Genomic DNA, 19,096 nt, shown 5'->3' with positions numbered 1-19,096 from the left:
GAAGTTACACATTTTGATGGAATGATGAACGCTGCAGTTTTTTTGTATATCATTAAAACTATGACAACTGATTTTTTGAATAAATCGGGCTCTAGCTCGCAAAAGTTTAGCCTGATTTATATATTACATTGATTAGATTTATGTTGAATTTTGCAGTAACGATAAAAGCTGCTTTGTTTTTGCTGCCTCTTCTCGATTAATGTTCTATAAGTGATGCTTTTGGTGTTTATGCATTTCTCATAGTTAAGATTGTCTGTTATTAAATGGCAAATCGTTTGAATGTGGTTTAGAATGCAATATGTTACAAATAGGTGTATGACGTGGTTAGTCAAATGATTTTATCGGCAAAAGAATGGATTAGTAAAGGAGTTGATTTTGCAAAGTTGGGAAAGTATGACTTGGCAATTGAGTGTTATGATAAAGCTGTAAGACTCAATCCTACGTATGCTGAAGCTCACTACAATAAAGGAGTTGCTTTTCAAGATTTAGGCAAATATTGCGAGGCCTTGAAATGTTATGATAGGGCAATAGGTATTGATTCTAAATATGCTGAAGCTTACTGTAATAAAGGTGTTGTTTTTCAATATTTAGGTAAGTACGAAGAGGCGGTTGAGTGCTACGATAAGGCTATAAGCTGTGATCCTGAAGATGCCTTAGCTTATTATAACATGGGCCTTACTCTTGGCGCTTTAGGAAAATATTCTGAGGCAGTTGAATTCTACGATCAGGCTATAAGCTGTGATCCTGAATATACCAGTGCTTATTATGATAAGGGAGTCGTGTTTGCCGATTTAGAAAAATATTCTGAAGCAGTTGAATGCTACGACCAGGCTATAAGCTGCGATCCTGAATATACTGAAGCTCACTACAATAAGGGAGTCGTTTTTGGTAAATTAGGAAAATATTCTGAAGCAGTTGAATTCTACGACCAGGCTATAGGCTGTGATCCTGAATATACTGAAGCTCACTACAATAAGGGAGTCATTTTTGGTAAATTAGGAAAATATTCTGAAGCAGTTAAGTGCTACGGCCAGGCTATAGGCTGTGATCCTGAATATACTAATGCGTACTACAATAAGGGAATTGCTCTGGAAAATTTAGGTAAATACGAAGAGGCAATTGAGTGCTATGATCTGGCTATAGGGCTTAATCCTGAAGATGCTTCATCTTACTTCAACAAAGGTGCTGTTTTTCAATATTTAGGTAAATACGAAGAGGCAATTGAATGTTACGATAAGGCAATAGAGCTTAATCCTAAAGACGCTTCATCTTACTTCAACAAAGGTACTGTTTTTCAAGAGTTAGGTAAATACGAAGAGGCAATTGAGTGTTACGACAAAGCAATAGGTATTGATTCTAAATATGCTGAAGCTTACTGTAATAAAGGTGCTGCTCTTAATAGTTTAGGTAAATATGCTGAAGAAGTTGAATGCTACGACAAAGCAATAGGTCTTAACTTCGAATATGCTGCAATTTACTGTAATAAAGGTGTTGCTCTTAATAGTTTAGGTAAATATACTGAAGCAGTTGAATGTTACGATCAGTCTATAAGTTTCGATCCTTTGGATGTTTTGTCTTACTATAACAAGGGTCTTGTTCTTGGCGCTTTAGGAAAATATTCTGAAGCAGTTGAATGCTATGATAAGGCTATAAGCTGCGATTCTGAATATACCAGTGCTTATTACGATAAAGGTAGAGTTCTTCAAGAGTTAGGTAAATATGCTGAAGCAGTTGAGTGCTACGATAGGGCAATAGAGCTTGATCCTGAATTTACTTATGCTTACTACAATAAAGGAATTGCTCTTAATGCTGTAGGTAAATACGAAGAGGCAGTTGAGTGCTATGATAAAGTGATAAGTCTCGATCCTAAAGATGCTGAAGCTTATTATAATAAAGGTGGAGTTCTTCAAGAGTTAGGTAAATATGAAGAGGCAGTTGAGTGCTATGATAAAGCTATAAGGCTTAATCCTGAAGATGTTCTGGCAATGTGTAAATGTGGTAACTTACTAAGCGAACTCGGAAAGCAGCAGGCGGGGCTAGGATATATCAAAAGAGCTTATGCGTTGGTAGCTAAAGGCAATTATGGCATGGTAACGAGTACAGAGTGTAAGGCATATATTGATGATACATTAAGGTCTTTCAAATATCTTTTAGACATGAAGGATTTAGAAAATGATGTTTAGAGGAAAGTGAAAGAGGTTCTATAAGGCAGTATCAAATTCTTCAACCGGCTTTTTATCGTTCTTATATTCAAACACATTTTTGACAGGTGCGTCAGTATGGTGTGTCTTTACTGCTCATACTCATTGAAATGTCCACAATGGAAGGGGATAAAATACCATCTCGAATGCTATTTTATATACATGTAAGCGATGCTATTTTTCTTTGTCTTTTCTTGATTTATTGAGCAATGCAAGAGCAATTAGATTTGGCGTATTGAGCGCAAATTTTTGTCTTGTTTTCAACATCCTTTACCTGTAATTGATAGATGTCAAAGTACGCAAGTATGGGAGCAAACGCTGTAGTTTCCGATTGTCTCATTTCTTGCAAAGTGTGCAAACTTAGTCGATTTTTGTAAAAATGCTTCTTTCTCTAAATGCCATATTTAGGGCAGAGGCGTCGTTCAACGAACGTGAGTGCATTCATTACATCTTCAATACTAGTAGCGCTCTTGACTTTTGTATCTGTAAATGTGCACTCTCCCTCTGGTAGAGGAGTATAAGGCCATGTCGTACTTGGAAAGAAGTACAAATCGTACTTTACTTTAATGAAAAAATACTTATAATAAGTCTTTTTTCATTAAACAAGGTTAAGTTATGCTTAAGAGTTTTAAAACTTTTGCGGATAAAGAAAACGCTAATATGCTTGTCAGTACAAACCGTATGGCAAGAGAAAGGTCTGGTGCAAAAGACATATCGTTTTCAATACAGCCAGTTGAGGCTGTAGTTGGAAAGGTAGAACTTGCTCGTGGTATTAGTAATGAATCGATAAGCTTGCTGACTTTTGGGCAGAAGCAAAATATACAGGAAGTAGGGGCGAGATGGACGGAAATAAATAGACACTCTGGCATAGAGAAAGCTTTTGTATTAAGCAGAAATGACTATGTTTATGGATCGGAAGCTGTGCTAAACCTCGTAGACACGGGTTCTCTGCAGCAAAAATTACAAGTAGGACCGGTATCTTATGTAAGTGTGTTTTGCCCATTTATAAGTTATGCGGGATCGTCGCAAGAGTCGTATTTTATGAGGTTGTGTCATACTACTTTGCCAAACTCAGTTCAGGTCAAATGGGATGGAATAAGCGACACTGCAGTGTGTGGAAAATTTAACCTTCTCTTGCCACAAAATGGAGGCCCACTTCTTGATGCAGCAATACCAAGTGGCATGGCACTATTTCGGACAGATTCTTATGGAACACGTGAAGTGAATTATCCACTATCAGAGCAAGAGTGGTTATCTACTCATCAGATATGCCATAACACCTATCAGGATACTTTGTCTGCCCAACAAGAAACTCAGCAATACGTTTGCCATGTCATATTAGAGAAAGAAGCATTTTTACGAAAAATAGAAGTACCACAAGCATTTGTGAGTATCGAGCGTTGTGACTATCTTCCGCATCCAGAGAATATTTTTAACGATCCCACAGGTCCTGCGTTTTTAAAATTGGAATTTTTTACAAAAGGTGATACAGACCGTAGTACTGCATTTTTGAATCAGGTAATGGCAGCAAGAGCTGCTGTTGAACATTGCGGAGCAACATTCGCTAAATGGAATAACAAAGCGTCTGAGTCGCAAGGTGCATACATTGATGAAGGCCTGGCTTTGTTTAGCTGCCTATTTGCTGTCACTCCATCTGTAGATCAACTTGAAGGTGATGCATGCAGAGAAGTGATGCAGCGTCATCAAGCGTTAAAAATGTCTGGCTTTATACACTATAACAATTTTATCAAAGGTAAAGAAACTCAAAGTATTCAAGACAATACTCCAGAATGGTTTCAGCGTATTCATAAAATTCTGTCAAGCGAACAAAGGCATCAGGCATGCTCTATAAAAACAAAAGATATAGGAAGGGGCAGTAAAGTCTTCAAAGGAGATGTTACTCTTATGATAGGAAATGCAGAAAAACCTGTAGATCTTTTCTGCATTAACTTTAAGTGTGGTGATCAAGTATCTTCATATCTTCCAGACCATCTGTATCTTAAAAGTCAGCAAGAAGCAATAGAGGCAGTAAAAATAGATAATCACGTATGTCCTCTATCTCATGATCTAGCGCATCAAGACGCTATGCTAAAAATTGTTGGAGGAACTGAACTTTTATTTTCTGAGATATCTGAGTAATGATGGTGGCTTTATAATTTCTTGAACGTAGTTATGCACTTTGCAGGGAAATATCGCTCTTTGATTTTTTTCTGCAAGGTGCAATATATTTTTACACCACCTCAATCAATTAGCTTTGATGTTGGAAGACTATATATCTCACCGTTTGATATGTAATTTTTATGCAACTTCTGATTAGATAAAGAGTTGCTAATGCCGTAATCTGTTTGTTCCTGGCTATAAGCTGCCTTTAGTAATGGCTCTGTTGCTGCTTGAGCAAGACCTGATGCAACTGCTGCTTGCCCAGTTTTGGCTGCCAAAGTGCCAAACTTAGCTCCCATCATCAACGTTGTTTTTGGAAATACCGGAATCAAACCAAGTGCTATATTTGTGGGAGATGCAAATAATGTTGCAACGCTTGTTCCAAACTTAGCAATACCTTCTATTAAACCACCCTGTCCTTTAGAGATGATGTACTCATTCTTAGCTCGATGCTCATGCAAATCACTCAAGTAATCCGCAAACTCACGTGTCATGTTAGGATCCCAACTAACACCAGAACTGCCATACTCTTCATTGAACTCTTCCTCACTGATTTTAGCTCCCTGTTTGTGCTTATGACTTAAATACAGCCTCTTTACAAGTGCCTCAGGATTATCTTCAAATGTCTCACGAGCCACAGCACAGCATACCTGAGACATAGACATGTACCCAAATTATCTAGTGCATTTGTCCCCTCATATGAGTTTTGCAACACCTTATTGTCTTTTGAGTAAAACATAGACTTATCATTTTTTTCTTCCCTAGTTTACCTCTTTTTATGCTTCACACGAAGTACCAAACCAAAAACACTTTTATATTTCTGGCACATATCAGTTATAATCACGTATTAACCTAATTGAGGTAGTTTTTATGAAGAGAATTTTCACTGGATTGGGTGTTTTAAAGTCATCTTCTTCCTATGCTTGTAGAGGTATACACTATAGCAGAAAGCCATCTGAACAATTTTATCAGGATATAGATGCAGGTTTTGAAAAATATAGGGAAAGAGGTGTACCACCTAATGTGGAAGAAATTTTAAAGAATGCGAGATTATATGAGGAAGATTCTCATGCCATAGATGCAGAAAAAGATACATCTACTACTGGTTCTATCCAATCGAAGGAAGGTGATATCACATCTGCCACGCATATGCAGAGGGGAGAATATTCTTTTACTGCCAAGACTGATGTCACAAGTGATACAGACGAAGAACAAGAAAAACGGTGTCTTGCATTAGTGCATATGATAAGAGAAGAGAGGGTCGATGAGCTGAAAAAGATTTTAGATCAAGAAAAACCCTCAAGAGATGAACTTCTCGATACAGATTGTTATAATGTTAGTCCAGTAACTGCAACTTTGCACAGATCTAAAAACAAGGAAATAAGTGAGGTTATGAAAGGGTACATATTGACCTTACCAAAATTTAGCGAGGACTGTGCAAAACACAAGTTCATTGGCGAAGAAGATGAAATTCTTCAAACTTATTTACCTTATAATGATGACGATAATTTTCCAGTTCGTGAGATATTACCCCACCTCCTTGGTAAACAAATGACAAACGATCTTTTGTGTGACTATGTGACGGAAGAGGAGTAGTAATGAAGTATAATCTTTATAGGGCCTGTAATCCGTTGATTATCGGTGCTGGTAGAACAGCTGGCTTTTCTGGTATAAATCCTTTTGCTTTTAAACAAATACATTACTGTAAAAAAGAGTTGTACTAGAAAAAGTATAAGGAGCTCTGTGGAGAGCTGAAACAATGTGATAGCATATAAGAAAATTAAAATCATCAGAATCAAAAAAAGCAGGAAAAACTGCGGAGAAAGTATTACTAAGAGGTGGGGCATAGACTTAGGTTAATTCACCTTCCTTCGTCTACACTCCCGCTATTTTTTTGAAATAACATAAGGTTAATTATTTTGTCAAATTTTTTAACCTATGCAAAATCCCACAAAATTTTTATGTGTGTGCTCTTTACCACTTAACTCTTCCTTTTGGAGCCTACGCATGAATGTCAATACTTTTTGCAATTTGCTACATTGCAACTAAGAACTTCTTTATCAATTTTTGAGGTATAATGGCTACAGTCAATTGACTAATTGAGGTAATTTGTTATGAAACGATCTTTCAATCTCCTTGCGAAAAGTGCAAAAAGAGAAGCAGTTAAAGTACAAGAGCCAAAATGGAAACAAAAAGTCAAAGATTCTCCTATACTAAAAGGTCTGGAAGACTGTAATACAACAGTAAGAGAGAAAGATTTTAAATTGTTAAAAACTCTCACTAAAGAACAGTACAAAGATGAAGAGGTACTAAAGTACATCGATAAGAAAAATGGTGGTATGCCTTATAACGGCAGCAAAACGACGCCAATTGTGCTGATGATCCTGCAAAGTTTTGATAGAGACAATGTTGCTTTACTCAAAGGAGTAGCGGACAAACTCAAATCTGAAGGAGCACTCAAGGAACCTTATCCAGACATCGTTGTGTCTGCGCTAGATGATATGTACTGCCCTGAGGCATATACACAATCACTAGATACTCTCTACCACATTCCATGCAAGCAGGCTAAGTGTACAGAAACCGTGTGTTCGGGAGAACATAGTTTTTCAGATTTTTGTCCCGAACAGATATGATACGTTCTTTAAGTTGGGGTACGATACATCACTTACCAAAGCCCATTTTGCACCGCGCTTTCGTTGGGTTGCGTTACCATGTGAGTCGTCCTAACTGCTACAGTTTGCTAGACAAGTTAAACTTAAAAGCAATATCAGAGCATGATAAACTCAAGAAATTCGCAGAGGTTGAATTAGCAAAAACGTTGAAAGAGAATGGCCATACCAGAGAAGTAATAGAAAGCTGCAAGAAAATATACGAAGATATACAGTCATTTCCACAAATGTTTTCTTTGAAAAATACTGGTCCATGTTGTACTGCAACAATACTAGAACACGACAATGAGTATAGAATATATATTGCTTTCAATTATGATAAGGTAATAAACGAGCAAGTCTTAAACAAAATAAGGAGAGATTTTGTCGATGTAGTGCAAGAAAAACTGAAAATAGAAGACTTTGTTAGCTATCATTTCAAAGAAAGTAAATTCTTAGCACGCGAGCAGAGAAAATTTGAAAGAAAAGTCGCAGGCAAGCCGTGGCGCCAGTTCTATGATGGCAAGTTAAGAGAGGATTACTCAAAGTTAATAACAGATTTGCAAGCCGTTGCCAAAAATTATAAATTAACGACAGAAGAATAATTCTGCTTCGTGAATTTTACTAATGTTAGTCATGACACCAAAAAGTTTGAGAAGGAACGTGACGATAGTGGAGCACACTCGGAAAGATATTTATACATATGGTTAAAATGCGAGGGATTACTACCAAGTGATCCTCTAGTTATAGTCAAAGATAAGTTAATGTGTCCTAGCTGCTTGTTCTATTTGTTGTACAAAAATGTATACTTTGGCATGCCTCACAACAAGATATACAAAAGCGAACAACACGGTAACGACCAACAGTACCATTAATGCTTGTGGATGATAACAAAGGCAACAAAAGTGAAGCACAGTGTGAAACGCTCTTTGGAGTAATAAAACGCGGAGGACATACAGTAAACTGTGACACGCTTCAAAAGCTGAGAACTGAAGGAGATCCAGGGAGTCTTATCTCAATTAATGAACGTATAGATTGCTTCCAGGAAGATATCTTTCAGAAAGGAAAAATGATCGACTCTACTCTTGACGTGGCCAAACATATGGATGACGGTGATGGAAATGGTATAAACATCCCTTCCATAGGAAATAACAAGCCTTGTGGAACACATAAGCGAGGATATTCAACTAATGCTTATTGCGATCAGGATCACAACAAATATCCAAATTGTGCTTTCGATGGACACAAGCATGTTACTAGTGATCAGGTTGGTCTTGGTTTTAGTGATGCGATGATGGGGGCTGCTCCTGGTGATGATTTTAATGAAGATGTAGCAGTGCCTTCTAATTGAGTTTGATTTATCGCAAGCGCGGTTTTGTTGACCGAAAAACAGCTGGCATTTTTCGCAAGTCCCTTGGCAATTTATCAAGGCTGTTAAGAAATGTGCAATTGCCCTCATTTGCCTTTGCATCACTTGCCATATAGCAAAAACTATCTGCTATATCTGTCTCTTTTGTTGAAGCACTATGCGTTGAGCGCTTTTCATGCATAAAGCCCTCTAGCCCTTCTATCCCCTCTTTGCAATTGCCCTCATCAATAAAGCACTTACCTGATGCTAGAAAATCTAACGCTTGGTATATTCTCGTATCTCTAGCTATCATCTTTCCAATCTCAATAGGAGGTAATCCCTTTTCTTTAGCAAGGCTATCTGCCTCCATTAAAACAGTTGTGCCAAAAGCATTTCGCCTTGCTTGATCGTGCGGCAGTACAATTTTTCGATACCTGTACTTCTTATCTTCTAAAACATCTAGATAATGCGGCAGCAAATGCCCTTTTCAACCATCTATCACATTGACTCTATAATCTCTTACTACTTATGCAACCGGCTATCAGGGAGTGTGTTAAAAAAAATTTGCTTTATTTAGAATACTTTTATAAAATAGTCCTTTTTTAAGTAAGAGTATTAATTATGCCACCAGAAACAGTTACAATAGCGGGTAAGCAATATATTATGCCACCAAAAACAGTTACAATAGCGGGTAAGCAATATCCAACAGATATTACAACGCTGGATCTACGCCATGTCACAATAGAAGGCGGCATAGCTCCAGGTATTTTTGCAGGCTTATCTAGTCTCACAGAGCTTGATCTTGAACGTGCCACAATAGAGGGTTGTATATATCCAGGTGCTTTTCAAGACCTTGTCAGCCTCACAAGTCTTAATCTTGAGAGCGCCACGATAAGGGGAAATATAGCGCCAGGTGCTTTTCAAGACCTTGTCAGCCTCACAAGTCTTAATCTAAGCTATGCCAAAATAGGTAGTATAGCTCCAGATGCTTTTGCATGCTTATCTAGTCTCACAACGCTTAATCTAGGCTATGCCAAAATAGAAGGCGGCATAGCTCCAGGTATTTTTGCAGGCTTATCTAGTCTCACAGAGCTTCATCTTGAACGTGCCACAATAGAGGGTTGTATATATCCAGGTGCTTTTCAAGACCTTGTCAGCCTCACAAGTCTTAATCTTGAGAGCGCCACGATAAGGGGAAATATAGCGCCAGGTGCTTTTCGAGACCTTGTCAGCCTCACAAGTCTTAGTTTCATGTATTCCACAATAGAAGGCGGTATAGCTCCAGGTACTTTTGCAGGCTTATCTAGTCTCACAACGCTTAATCTAGGCTATACCAAAATAGAAGGCGGCATAGTTCCAGATGCTTTTGCAGGCTTATCTAGTCTCACAAAGCTTCATCTTGAAGGTGCCACAATAAATGGTAGTATAGCTCCAGATGCTTTTGCAGGCTTACCTAGTCTCACAAAGCTTCATCTTGAAGATGCCAAAATAGAAGGCGGCATAGCTCCAGGTGCTTTTGCAGGCTTATCTAGTCTCACAGAGCTTGATCTAAAATATGCCACAATAAGGGGAAATATAGCTCCAGGTACTTTTGCAGGCTTATCTAGTCTCACAAGTCTTAGTTTATCAGGTGCCAAAATAGAAGGCGGCATAGTTCCAGGTGCTTTTCAAGACCTTGTCAGCCTCACAAGTCTTAGTCTCAAGTATTCCGAAGGCGACATAGCTCTAGGTACTTTTGCAGGCTTATCTAGTCTCACAAAGCTTTATATTTCCTATTCCTTTGGAGAAAAAGGTATAGCTCCAGGTACTTTTGCAGGCTTATCTAGTCTCACAACGCTTGATCTAACCTATGCTAAAGTAGGTATAGCTCCAGGTGCTTTTCAAGACCTTGTCAGCCTCACAAGTCTTATTCTCAGGCATTCCACAATAGAAGGAGACATAGCTCCAGGTGCTTTTGCAGACTTATCTAGTCTCACAGAGCTTGATCTTGATAGTGCCACAATAAATGGTGGTATAGCTCCAGGTGCTTTTGCAGACTTATCTAGTCTCACAAAGCTTGATCTAACAGGCACTATAATAGGTAGTATAGCTACAGGTGCTTTTGGCCTTACCATTGTAGGACTTGATCCATCTTCTAATAACGATGATCTGACAAGTCGATTCATAAAGTTCAACAAGGATAGGGATAAGGTATTTGAAAATGTTCATCAAAGCTTTGGTCTAGCGAAAGAGCTTCTTAACATAGTTGGCAATTATTTAGCACCTAACAATTTACCACCATTTGCAAATCACGCTTTCTTGAAGATATGTCTTTCAGGTAAAGCAAAAGTTGGCCTTGTTGATCGTGCAGCCGCAGCGGCAGGGTCTGTGACTTCTCAATCTGCGCATCATGCCGATGCAGCAGGGCAAGCCTCACGTCATGCAGATGCGGCAGGGCAATTTCTACGTCATGTAGATGCGGCAGGGCAAGCTCCACATCATGTAGATGCAGCAGCAGCAGGTATGACTCCTGAATCTGCACATCATGTAGATGCGGCAGGGGGCAAATCTCCACGTCATGCAGATGCAGCAGCAGGTGGCCTTGTTGATCGTGCAGAAGAAGGTGCAGCCGCAGCGGCAGGGTCTGTGACTTCTCAACCTGCACATCATGTAGATGCAGCAGGTCCTATGGGAGATCTTGAAGCAGTAGTAGATACAACATCGCAATAAAAGTATTGCCTTATCTTTACAGAAAAGTTCTTGCCTTCTAAAAGATAAGTTGCATCTGCTATCATAAATTTTTACTTAGCGAAGTTTTCTCTTCTAAGTATAGTGACTTACAAACCAGCGCTAATTCCGCTTAGGTTTGACGTGATTGCATTGCCTGATAGAGAAAAAATTTCGGCATAGACTGCCCATTTTACACCATTATATACAAACACTAACAGCGCTAACCTCCCTGCCATACAAATGCCATATGAAAGCCATACAAGCACGACAACCTAATTAAGCCCAAGGTATAATTACTCAGATATCTCAGAAAATAAAAGTTCAGTTCCTCCAACAATTTTTAGCATAGCGTCTTGATGTGCTAGATCATGAGATAGAGGACATACGTGATTATCTATTTTTACTGCCTCTATTGCTTCTTGCTGACTTTTAAGATACAGATGGTCTGGAAGATATGAAGATACTTGATCACCACACTTAAAGTTAATGAAGAAAAGATCTACAGGTTTTTCTGTATTTCCTATCATAATAGTAACATCTCCTTTGAAGACTTTACTGCCCCTTCCTATATCTTTTGTTTTTACAGAGCATGCCTGATGCCCTTGTTCGCGTGACAGAATTTTATGAATACGCTGAAACCATTCTGGAGTATTGTCTTGAATACCTTGAGTTGTCCGACCTTTGATAAAATTGTTATAGTGTATAAAGCCAGACATTTTTAACGCTTGATGACGCTGCATCACTTCTCTGCATGCATCACCTTCAAGTTGATCTACAAATGGAGTGACAGCAAATAGGCAGCTAAACAAAGCCCGACCTTCATCAACGTATGCATCTTGCGACTCAGACGCCCTGTTATTCCATTTAGCGCATGTTACTAAGCAATGTTCAACAGCAGCTCTTGCTGCCATTACCTGATTCAAAAATGCAGTACCACGGTCTGTATCACCTTTTGTAAAAAATTCCAATTTTAAAAACGCAGGACCTGTGGGATTGTTAAAAATATTACCTGGATGCGGAAGATAGTCACAACGCTCGATACTCACAAATGCTTGTGGTACTTCCTCTCCTTTTCGTAAAAATGCTTCTTTCTCTAATATGACATGGCGAACGTATTGCTGAGTTTGTGGTCCGGCAGAAAAAGTATCCTGATAGGTGTTGTGGCATATCCGATGAGTAGATAACCACTCTTGCTCTGATAGTGGATCATGCACTGTACCTACTCCAATAGGAGTTGGCCTATGTAGTAACATGCCACTTGGCATTGTATCAAGAAGTGGGCCTCTATTGTATGGCAAGAGAAGGTCAAATTTTCCACACACTGCAGTGTCGCTTATTCCATCCCATTTGACCTGAACTGAGTTTGGCAAAGTAGTATGACACAACCTCATAAAATACGACTCTTGCGACGATCCCGCATAACTTATAAATGGGCAAAACACACTTACATAAGATACCGGTCCTACTTGTAATTTTTGCTGCAGAGAACCCGTGTCTACGAGGTTTAGCACAGCTTCCGATCCATAAACATAGTCATTTCTGCTTAATACAAAAGCTTTCTCTATGCCAGAGTGTCTATTTATTTCCGTCCATCTCGCCCCTACTTCCTGTATATTTTGCTTCTGCCCAAAAGTCAGCAAGCTTATCGATTCATTACTAATACCACGAGCAAGTTCTACCTTTCCAACTACAGCCTCAACTGGCTGTATTGAAAACGATATGTCTTTTGCACCAGACCTTTCTCTTGCCATACGGTTTGTACTGACAAGCATATTAGCGTTTTCTTTATCCGCAAAAGTTTTAAAACTCTTAAGCATAACTTAACCTTGTTTAATTAAAAGCATACATTAACACATTAAAAATTAATGTGTAAATGCATACTTTATGAGCAAAAAGTGGATGACTTTTCTAAAGTGGTTACTAGATTCTTCTTCTGTTTTGCACAAAAACCAGTTAGACTACCTTTCGTAGCCCTTAATATAAGTGTGCCAATGAAGTGCTTAATCGAAGAACAATTGCTAAATAGGCTTTGTAGCCAGGGGTTGGATGTTGGCAAAATCCAAAAGGCACTTGCATTTATAAAGCATCACTATAAAGATCAAAAGCATCTGACTGGAGAGCCAGCATATACGCATCCTATTGCTGTTGCAAACATGGTAGCAGATTATCGTGTTGATCAAGATGTTATCGTTGCAGCATTACTTCATGACATCATAGAAGATACAGATGTTTCATACTTGCATGTCCTAGATGAATTTGGCATGTGGGTCATGCAGATGGTAGAGGGCCTGACACGCAATAAAAAGGCCAACAAAGAGGTCGTGTGCGGCCTTGCACAAAGAATTGTAGATGATTACTATGAGGCTCTCAAAAGATTAAATGAGGCTCATTCTCCCTGGTGTAATACTCTCTGGTATAAGAGCTCTGCATTAGAAAAAGTGTGCACAAGTCTTCTACAGGCAATCAAGAAGATTATTGGTAAAAAAGACGATGTACCTGAGTTTATCGCAACGTTTGAAAAGGGCATAAAAGAGCTGGGTAAAATAAAAGGAAACGAGATACCATACAGCAGAGTACTACAGTGTTTAGGTAGAGATATGATGTCTATAGCGCACGGTATTTCTGCCATTGCTAGACAAAAACAATCCTCTGTACTGGATTGCCTACGACTTGCATTTAAAAGCTACGATGAAAATACAAAGCGAGCTATCTGCCTTATTAAAATAATGGATCGCCTCCATAACCTTGAGACTATGAATTGCTTCTCCACTGAAAAACAGGAAAAGCTAAAGAGAGAAACGATCGAGGAAATACTCCCTTTGGCTACCACCATGAGAAGCAGCAATTTAGCATTTCATATTTTTAAAGTATGCAACAGTATCTCGCACAAAGAGCTATATCAACTCTCTCGAGACTACATATGATCTTTTCAGATACTCAAGTCCTACTAAGGTGATAATGGACAATATGACACCGAAACCAAATATGACATAGTCACCTATAAAACGCTGACACAAAGGGATGATGAATGTATACATCACGGACATGAAAGCCCATCCACATGAGTCTCCCAATAGTATACATCTAGCTCTTTTTAGTACTGGAAATGGAGCAAAAAACAATGGACTTGCTGGAACATCTCCAATAGCAAGAATTAGAGAAATAGTCTGTACCAAAAATATTGCAGTCTTCGACTCTATATTCCACCAGAAAAATGGTAAAACAAACATAAAAACTAAAAACATCCAAGTTCTGTACATAAGAATTTTTAAAGGATGCACGTATTTATATACTAGGTATATAAACGCAAGTATTTTTATGGGGCCAATGATGGATGCTAGAAAGTTTTGTGAAATCACCTCAGCAGCTGAGTAACTCTTCATCAAATTTTTGCAGTATATATATGGAAAAAAGACTATTCCAAAAGATGTTCCACTCTTCATTATAAAGTAGAAAAAAAACCAAAGCTTATCAACTTTAGCTTTCGAAGGATGGTGTTCAGATATCTGCAGTTTTTTGTTAGCATCTGCAAATTCAGTACTTTCGCGTAAATTAAATCTAGCATAGGTACCCGTTACTCCAATAAAAGCTCCGAGCAAGAAAATTAACCTCCATCCATCTACCAAGATTCCTTCTTTGTTTAAAAAAGTTGCAAATAGAGCAGCCAATACAGCAAGTGTGGTTCCTGATTCAGCGCTAAAAGTTAGAGTAGAGGTAAGCATACACTGCCTTCTAAATCCGCTAACACTTTCCGTAATATATATTTTGGCACCTTGCAATTCTCCAAGAGAGGCCATTCCCTGCAATACTCGGCAACCTGTAAGTATGTAAGTAGCTAACAGGCCAAACTTATTGTAGCCAGGTAAAAATGCAGTTGTTGCGCAAGCTATAGAGGTTATGATTGTTGTCCAAAAAATTGTAAATTTTCTTCCCAAATGATCACCAATCCATCCGAAAAGGACGGATCCTAACGGCCTAAAGAGAAAAGTGGAGCACATTGTTAAGTTTGATAAGATCCACATACCAGAAATGTCCTTGGGAAAAAAACATTCCTCTACTAAGCCAGCAATGTGCACGTATAGCATAAGATCGAAATACTCAAGCAGAGTTCCCACTGATATCATAGCAACGGCCTCCTTTTGCCATTTTTCTAGTTTGTTATTTGTAGAGCCGGCAGTAGTGGGAGGAGTGACCATATTGCTTAGAATAAAAGGGAATTGATTTTCCTCTGGTCAGAAGAGTCTATACTCCCCCCAACAATGCCAGAGCCCTTGCCTGAACTGTGAGTGTTTTCCATATCATTTCTTACAGTTAGCTGCCTTGAGGTTAGCTCTTTTCGTAAGTCAGATCAACTATTTTTTAACTAATTAAGCAAACAGATGTCATCCTCTAGCGTGATGCTGCATCTCTCCTTGAGGCTATCTTTTTAGTGCATCTAGCAAGTTTTCGTAGTTGTCCATTATCCAATTTTTAAAGAAATCACTTTTTACACACATCCTGTACGTATCTTTTGCTATCTGTCCTGATTGCAAAAATAAACAACATCACTAGAAACAGCACGAATCACATTACAGAGCAATTACCATTGTCTTCTCCATGAAATGGACATTTTGCTGCACCACATGCATCATTTTCCTCAGCAAATGCATCACCGTAGTATTCTTCATCACCAACTATGCCACCTCCCAACTCTCTTTGTTCAAATTGTTCAATCTTGTCTCGTTGCTCTTCTATTATCATAGGAAGCAAAATTGATCTCATCTTAGGCGTTACAAGGTCAGATCTGGGGTCATCTATTAGTATTTGTTTATCATGCTCAACAAGCGATCGTATTCTACCTCTTTCTGCCACAAAAAGAAGCATCTTAACAAACTTACACATGTTATCTGTTTTCATATAATCCCGCATTAGTAACACTACTAGATCTTGTGGTGAATCAAAAAAGCCTTTAATCTTACTTTGTTTAGCAAGGGTTTTCTTTCCTTCTTCTTCTTTTGCTAAAATGTCAAAGCACAACAGTTGTCTCTTGACTTTTTCATATACAGGCAAATCTTTTATAGATACAAGACCTCTTTCTATGTCTATCGGATTCCCTCTTAATTCTAGTTCTTTTAGCTGTGTAAGACTGCTAAGAGGCTCGATGCCTTCTATGTTATTGTTATTTAGATTAAGTATCCGTAGTGTAAGACTGCTAAGCGGCCCTATGTTGCCTATGTTATTGTTCTTTAGACTAAGTACTGTTAGTTTTGTAAGACCGCTAAGCGGATCGATGCCTCCTATGTCATTGTGATCTAGATGAAGGAGCCATAGTTTTGTAAGACTGCTAAGCGGCCCTATGTCTTCTATGTTATTGTAAACTAGATAAAGTGTTTCTAGTTTTGTAAGACTTCTAAGCGGCTCGATGCCTTCTATGTTATTGTGATCTAGACTAAGGTGCCTTAGTTCTGTAAGACGGCTAAGCGGCTCGATGCCTTTTATGTTATTGTTATTTAGATTAAGGTTCCTTAGTTTTGTAAGACTGCTAAGCGGCTTGATGCATCCTATGTTATTGTGATCTAGACGAAGTATTTCTAGTTTTGTAAGACTGCTAATCGGCCCTATGTCTCCTATGTTATTGTTATTTAGACTAAGGTACGTTAGTTTTGTAAGACTGCTAAGCGACTCGATGCCTCCTATGTTATTGTTCTTTAGACTAAGGTACGTTAGTTCTGTAAGACGGCTAAGCGGCTCGATGCCTTCTATGTTATTGTGATCTAGATTAAGTGTTTCTAGTTTTGTAAGACTTCTAAGCGGCTCGATGTCTCCTATGTTATTGTGATCTAGACTAAGTGTTGTTAGTTCTGTAAGACTGCTAAGCGGCTTGATGCATCCTATGTTATTGTGATCTAGACTAAGTTCTTCTAGTTTTGTAAGACTGCTAATCGGCCCTATGTCTCCTATGTTATTGTTATTTAGACCAAGTGCTGTTAGTTTTGTAAGACTGCTAAGCGGCCCTATGTCTTCTATGTTATTGTAAACTAGATAAAGTGTTTCTAGTTTTGTAAGACTTCTAAGCGGCTCGATGCCTTCTATGTTATTGTGATCTAGACTAAAGTACGTTAGTTTTGTAAGACTGCTAAGCGGCTCGATGCCTCCTATGTTATTGTAATCTAGACTAAGTTCTTTTAGTTCTGTAAGACTGCTAAGCGGCCCTATGTCTCCTATATCATTGTGATCTAGAATAAGTTTCGTTAGGTTCACAAAATCTCTGAGAGGACTCAAGTCTGCTATTTGCTTATTGCTTATAACAAGTTCTTCTATCTTTATGAAACGTAGTAAAGATGGACTATCGTTATTCCCCATCTGGACTTCTGTATTTACTGCGATATTACGTACTGGCATATTAATTTTCTGTTTATTTGAAAAGTGATATTATATGCAGTTATTTCACAAATGCAAGCTTTGCCAAGTACGCAAGTATAGGAGCAAAGCGTTCGCTGTAGTTGCCTATCATTTCACTTCTTGTAACGAATATGTAGTTTTTCTGCCTCTTGCACAGGTTTCCAGTTGCCTTCTTGTAGATCAAGAGAGGCTTTTGCAATTGCTTTTTAGAACTTTAGCCCTTCTATGCCTATCATTTATCGTTTCTCTTAAACAGCCTTATTTGCTTTGCGCTGTACAACGTTGCAGATTGAAAAGCGGCATATGGACAGCAATCATCTGCACATCTTAGTATCGTTACCGTATCATCTGCTTAATAAAAATTATTATTGTGCTTGTTTTACCTTATTGAGTACGATATCATGCTCATGTGCGTGACCACTATTTCTTTTCTGTGGTGTAAAGTTATGACGTTATATCATGAAGTTCACAAAGAAGCCGAACAAAGGCGACAACACACCACTACAGAAGTACAAAAGCTTCTGAAAGTCGTGGAAGATGCTATAAAAAATTTCCACGATGGGGAAGAAGCATTGCAATGCAGGACTCTTGCTCGTATAAAAGAAGATCGCTCTATGCTTCAGAAGGCTGTTGGTACATTTTTCCCTGAGAAAGACATTCCAGCCCTTACTAGTAATAAGATGTCAAATTTACTTAACGGAGCTGAATATATTATCTCAGAGCACTGGGATGCGATCAGTGGCGGTACGTTAAGCAACTTCGCTAATTGGAAAAATTGTGAAGAATATCCTATCGGACAACGCTTCTATAACATATCTACTAGTTCACTGTTGAATTTTATTCAAACTGCAGGACTATCTGTTCTCATTGAAGAAAGTAAAGGAAAAAAGATTTTTGACATACCAAGACTACAAAAAGAAGGAATCTATGCTGTAGATAATAGTCCCAATATACAAGGGGTAAGAGTCTCAGAAGAAACTGCCAAATTGGTAAAAGATTGGAATTGGTATTTTAAAGATGACAAATCTCCGCAAAATGGAGAAATTGCGTTCCCACACGTAGGTTTTTTTTTTGGAGGATCTAGACAAGATGTTAGATATCTGGATAAGCAATTTAGAGCAGAGGATTGTTCATCCTCTGTACAAAAATGGACAAAAGCAGAACATACATTTACAACACGCGATATGTTAGCTGTCATAAACGACATGCCTGGACAGCACCCAGATTATGTAAAAGGCGTGCTCACACCTCTCAAGCAAGATAGAGAAATTAAAGCAGGAGACGTATTTGTAACAAGCAGGTTCCATACTGGGATTGTGGCAAAAAATCTTCCAGATGATTCTGCCCATATGGCAACTCTATCTTACACACGCTACATGCCAGTAATAGAAGGACTGGTATACCAAGAATTGCCTATAGCGTTACCGAAACAAGACTCTCATGTAAAAAGTGCTATATCTGCCTCCTCTATATCCAACAAAGATAGTGACGTACCTATTGAATATTGGGATTGCGTAGAAGAGTCTCCTACTGATTTTACGGAAAAAACAGTCTACTACTTTGAATATATCGGAGACTGTTAGTCATCTATAGCTGAAAGTATATCTTCTATCTCCTGAGGCCGCAGCTTGTTGTTGTGGAATAGAGCT

Annotated in this window: 14 protein-coding genes; 9 read left to right on the top strand and 5 right to left on the bottom strand. The window is 38.5% G+C overall.

Annotated features, from left to right (window positions below; translation table 11 throughout):
* The first annotated feature begins 332 nt into the window (after window positions 1-332).
* Entirely contained in the window at window positions 333-2,183 is a 1,851-nt protein-coding gene (locus tag FZC37_RS00165; protein WP_148951725.1) for a tetratricopeptide repeat protein, read from the top strand.
* 633 nt (window positions 2,184-2,816) lie between these two features.
* Window positions 2,817-4,340, top strand: a complete 1,524-nt coding sequence (locus FZC37_RS00160; protein ID WP_148951724.1) for a hypothetical protein — start codon at window positions 2,817-2,819, stop codon at window positions 4,338-4,340.
* A 101-nt stretch (window positions 4,341-4,441) separates the two neighbouring features.
* On the opposite strand, the gene FZC37_RS00155 is transcribed toward FZC37_RS00160, so the two are convergent.
* A complete protein-coding gene (locus FZC37_RS00155) occupies window positions 4,442-5,020 on the bottom strand; it encodes a hypothetical protein (protein ID WP_148951723.1) in 579 nt (192 codons plus the stop codon).
* 211 nt (window positions 5,021-5,231) lie between these two features.
* Between FZC37_RS00155 and FZC37_RS00150 the strand changes: the two genes are divergently transcribed.
* The 4 genes from FZC37_RS00150 to FZC37_RS00135 all read left to right on the top strand — a co-directional run bounded on the left by FZC37_RS00150 (window position 5,232) and on the right by FZC37_RS00135 (window position 8,360).
* The gene (locus FZC37_RS00150; RefSeq protein WP_148951722.1) at window positions 5,232-5,957 is read left to right on the top strand and encodes a hypothetical protein; all 726 of its coding nucleotides are present in this window, start codon (window positions 5,232-5,234) and stop codon (window positions 5,955-5,957) included.
* A gap of 518 nt (window positions 5,958-6,475) precedes the next feature.
* The gene (locus FZC37_RS00145) at window positions 6,476-6,994 is read left to right on the top strand and encodes a hypothetical protein (protein WP_148951721.1); all 519 of its coding nucleotides are present in this window, start codon (window positions 6,476-6,478) and stop codon (window positions 6,992-6,994) included.
* Window positions 6,991-7,614: a hypothetical protein gene (locus FZC37_RS00140; RefSeq protein ID WP_148951720.1), complete on the top strand. Its 624-nt coding sequence runs from the start codon at window positions 6,991-6,993 to the stop codon at window positions 7,612-7,614. The genes FZC37_RS00145 and FZC37_RS00140 overlap by 4 nt, the downstream gene beginning before the upstream one ends.
* A gap of 464 nt (window positions 7,615-8,078) precedes the next feature.
* On the top strand, window positions 8,079-8,360 hold the full coding sequence (locus tag FZC37_RS00135; RefSeq protein WP_148951719.1) for a hypothetical protein: 282 nt from the start codon (window positions 8,079-8,081) through the stop codon (window positions 8,358-8,360).
* A 7-nt stretch (window positions 8,361-8,367) separates the two neighbouring features.
* Here FZC37_RS00135 and FZC37_RS00130 read toward each other — a convergent pair whose 3' ends face one another.
* The gene (locus FZC37_RS00130; RefSeq protein WP_148951718.1) at window positions 8,368-8,835 is read right to left on the bottom strand and encodes a hypothetical protein; all 468 of its coding nucleotides are present in this window, start codon (window positions 8,833-8,835) and stop codon (window positions 8,368-8,370) included.
* Between the two features lie 143 nt (window positions 8,836-8,978).
* Between FZC37_RS00130 and FZC37_RS00125 the strand changes: the two genes are divergently transcribed.
* Entirely contained in the window at window positions 8,979-11,066 is a 2,088-nt protein-coding gene (locus FZC37_RS00125; RefSeq protein ID WP_148951717.1) for a leucine-rich repeat protein, read from the top strand.
* 293 nt (window positions 11,067-11,359) lie between these two features.
* On the opposite strand, the gene FZC37_RS00120 is transcribed toward FZC37_RS00125, so the two are convergent.
* Window positions 11,360-12,883, bottom strand: a complete 1,524-nt coding sequence (locus FZC37_RS00120; protein ID WP_148951716.1) for a hypothetical protein — start codon at window positions 12,881-12,883, stop codon at window positions 11,360-11,362.
* Between the two features lie 48 nt (window positions 12,884-12,931).
* Between FZC37_RS00120 and FZC37_RS00115 the strand changes: the two genes are divergently transcribed.
* Window positions 12,932-13,990, top strand: coding sequence for an HD domain-containing protein (locus tag FZC37_RS00115; protein WP_148951715.1), 1,059 nt, complete (start codon window positions 12,932-12,934; stop codon window positions 13,988-13,990).
* Here the strand turns inward: FZC37_RS00115 and FZC37_RS00110 are convergent.
* Both FZC37_RS00110 and FZC37_RS00105 read right to left on the bottom strand, forming a co-directional pair.
* A complete protein-coding gene (locus tag FZC37_RS00110; RefSeq protein WP_148951714.1) occupies window positions 13,961-15,262 on the bottom strand; it encodes an MFS transporter in 1,302 nt (433 codons plus the stop codon). The two genes, FZC37_RS00115 and FZC37_RS00110, sit on opposite strands and share 30 nt — an antisense overlap.
* 367 nt (window positions 15,263-15,629) lie before the next feature.
* On the bottom strand, window positions 15,630-17,447 hold the full coding sequence (locus tag FZC37_RS00105) for a leucine-rich repeat domain-containing protein (RefSeq protein WP_148951713.1): 1,818 nt from the start codon (window positions 17,445-17,447) through the stop codon (window positions 15,630-15,632).
* Window positions 17,448-17,893: 446 nt separating this feature from the next.
* Here FZC37_RS00105 and FZC37_RS00100 point away from each other — a divergent pair, with 446 nt between their 5' ends.
* A complete protein-coding gene (locus FZC37_RS00100) occupies window positions 17,894-19,030 on the top strand; it encodes a hypothetical protein (protein WP_172619318.1) in 1,137 nt (378 codons plus the stop codon).
* Window positions 19,031-19,096: the final 66 nt, after the last annotated feature.

It is taken from the genome of Candidatus Sneabacter namystus (genome assembly GCF_008189685.1).
Taxonomy (GTDB): domain Bacteria; phylum Pseudomonadota; class Alphaproteobacteria; order Rickettsiales; family Rickettsiaceae; genus Sneabacter; species Sneabacter namystus.
This window is presented reverse-complemented; position numbering and strand designations above follow the sequence as displayed.

What these genes read in the sequence shown, in the direction of transcription:
- FZC37_RS00165 (WP_148951725.1), top strand. Translation starts at nt 333, where the DNA reads ATGATTTTATCGGCAAAAGAATGGATTAGTAAAGGAGTTGATTTTGCA.
- FZC37_RS00160 (WP_148951724.1), top strand. Translation starts at nt 2,817, where the DNA reads ATGCTTAAGAGTTTTAAAACTTTTGCGGATAAAGAAAACGCTAATATG.
- FZC37_RS00155 (WP_148951723.1), bottom strand. Translation starts at nt 5,020, where the DNA reads ATGTCTCAGGTATGCTGTGCTGTGGCTCGTGAGACATTTGAAGATAAT.
- FZC37_RS00150 (WP_148951722.1), top strand. Translation starts at nt 5,232, where the DNA reads ATGAAGAGAATTTTCACTGGATTGGGTGTTTTAAAGTCATCTTCTTCC.
- FZC37_RS00145 (WP_148951721.1), top strand. Translation starts at nt 6,476, where the DNA reads ATGAAACGATCTTTCAATCTCCTTGCGAAAAGTGCAAAAAGAGAAGCA.
- FZC37_RS00140 (WP_148951720.1), top strand. Translation starts at nt 6,991, where the DNA reads ATGATACGTTCTTTAAGTTGGGGTACGATACATCACTTACCAAAGCCC.
- FZC37_RS00135 (WP_148951719.1), top strand. Translation starts at nt 8,079, where the DNA reads ATGATCGACTCTACTCTTGACGTGGCCAAACATATGGATGACGGTGAT.
- FZC37_RS00125 (WP_148951717.1), top strand. Translation starts at nt 8,979, where the DNA reads ATGCCACCAGAAACAGTTACAATAGCGGGTAAGCAATATATTATGCCA.
- FZC37_RS00120 (WP_148951716.1), bottom strand. Translation starts at nt 12,883, where the DNA reads ATGCTTAAGAGTTTTAAAACTTTTGCGGATAAAGAAAACGCTAATATG.
- FZC37_RS00115 (WP_148951715.1), top strand. Translation starts at nt 12,932, where the DNA reads ATGTGTAAATGCATACTTTATGAGCAAAAAGTGGATGACTTTTCTAAA.
- FZC37_RS00110 (WP_148951714.1), bottom strand. Translation starts at nt 15,262, where the DNA reads ATGGTCACTCCTCCCACTACTGCCGGCTCTACAAATAACAAACTAGAA.
- FZC37_RS00105 (WP_148951713.1), bottom strand. Translation starts at nt 17,447, where the DNA reads ATGCCAGTACGTAATATCGCAGTAAATACAGAAGTCCAGATGGGGAAT.
- FZC37_RS00100 (WP_172619318.1), top strand. Translation starts at nt 17,894, where the DNA reads ATGACGTTATATCATGAAGTTCACAAAGAAGCCGAACAAAGGCGACAA.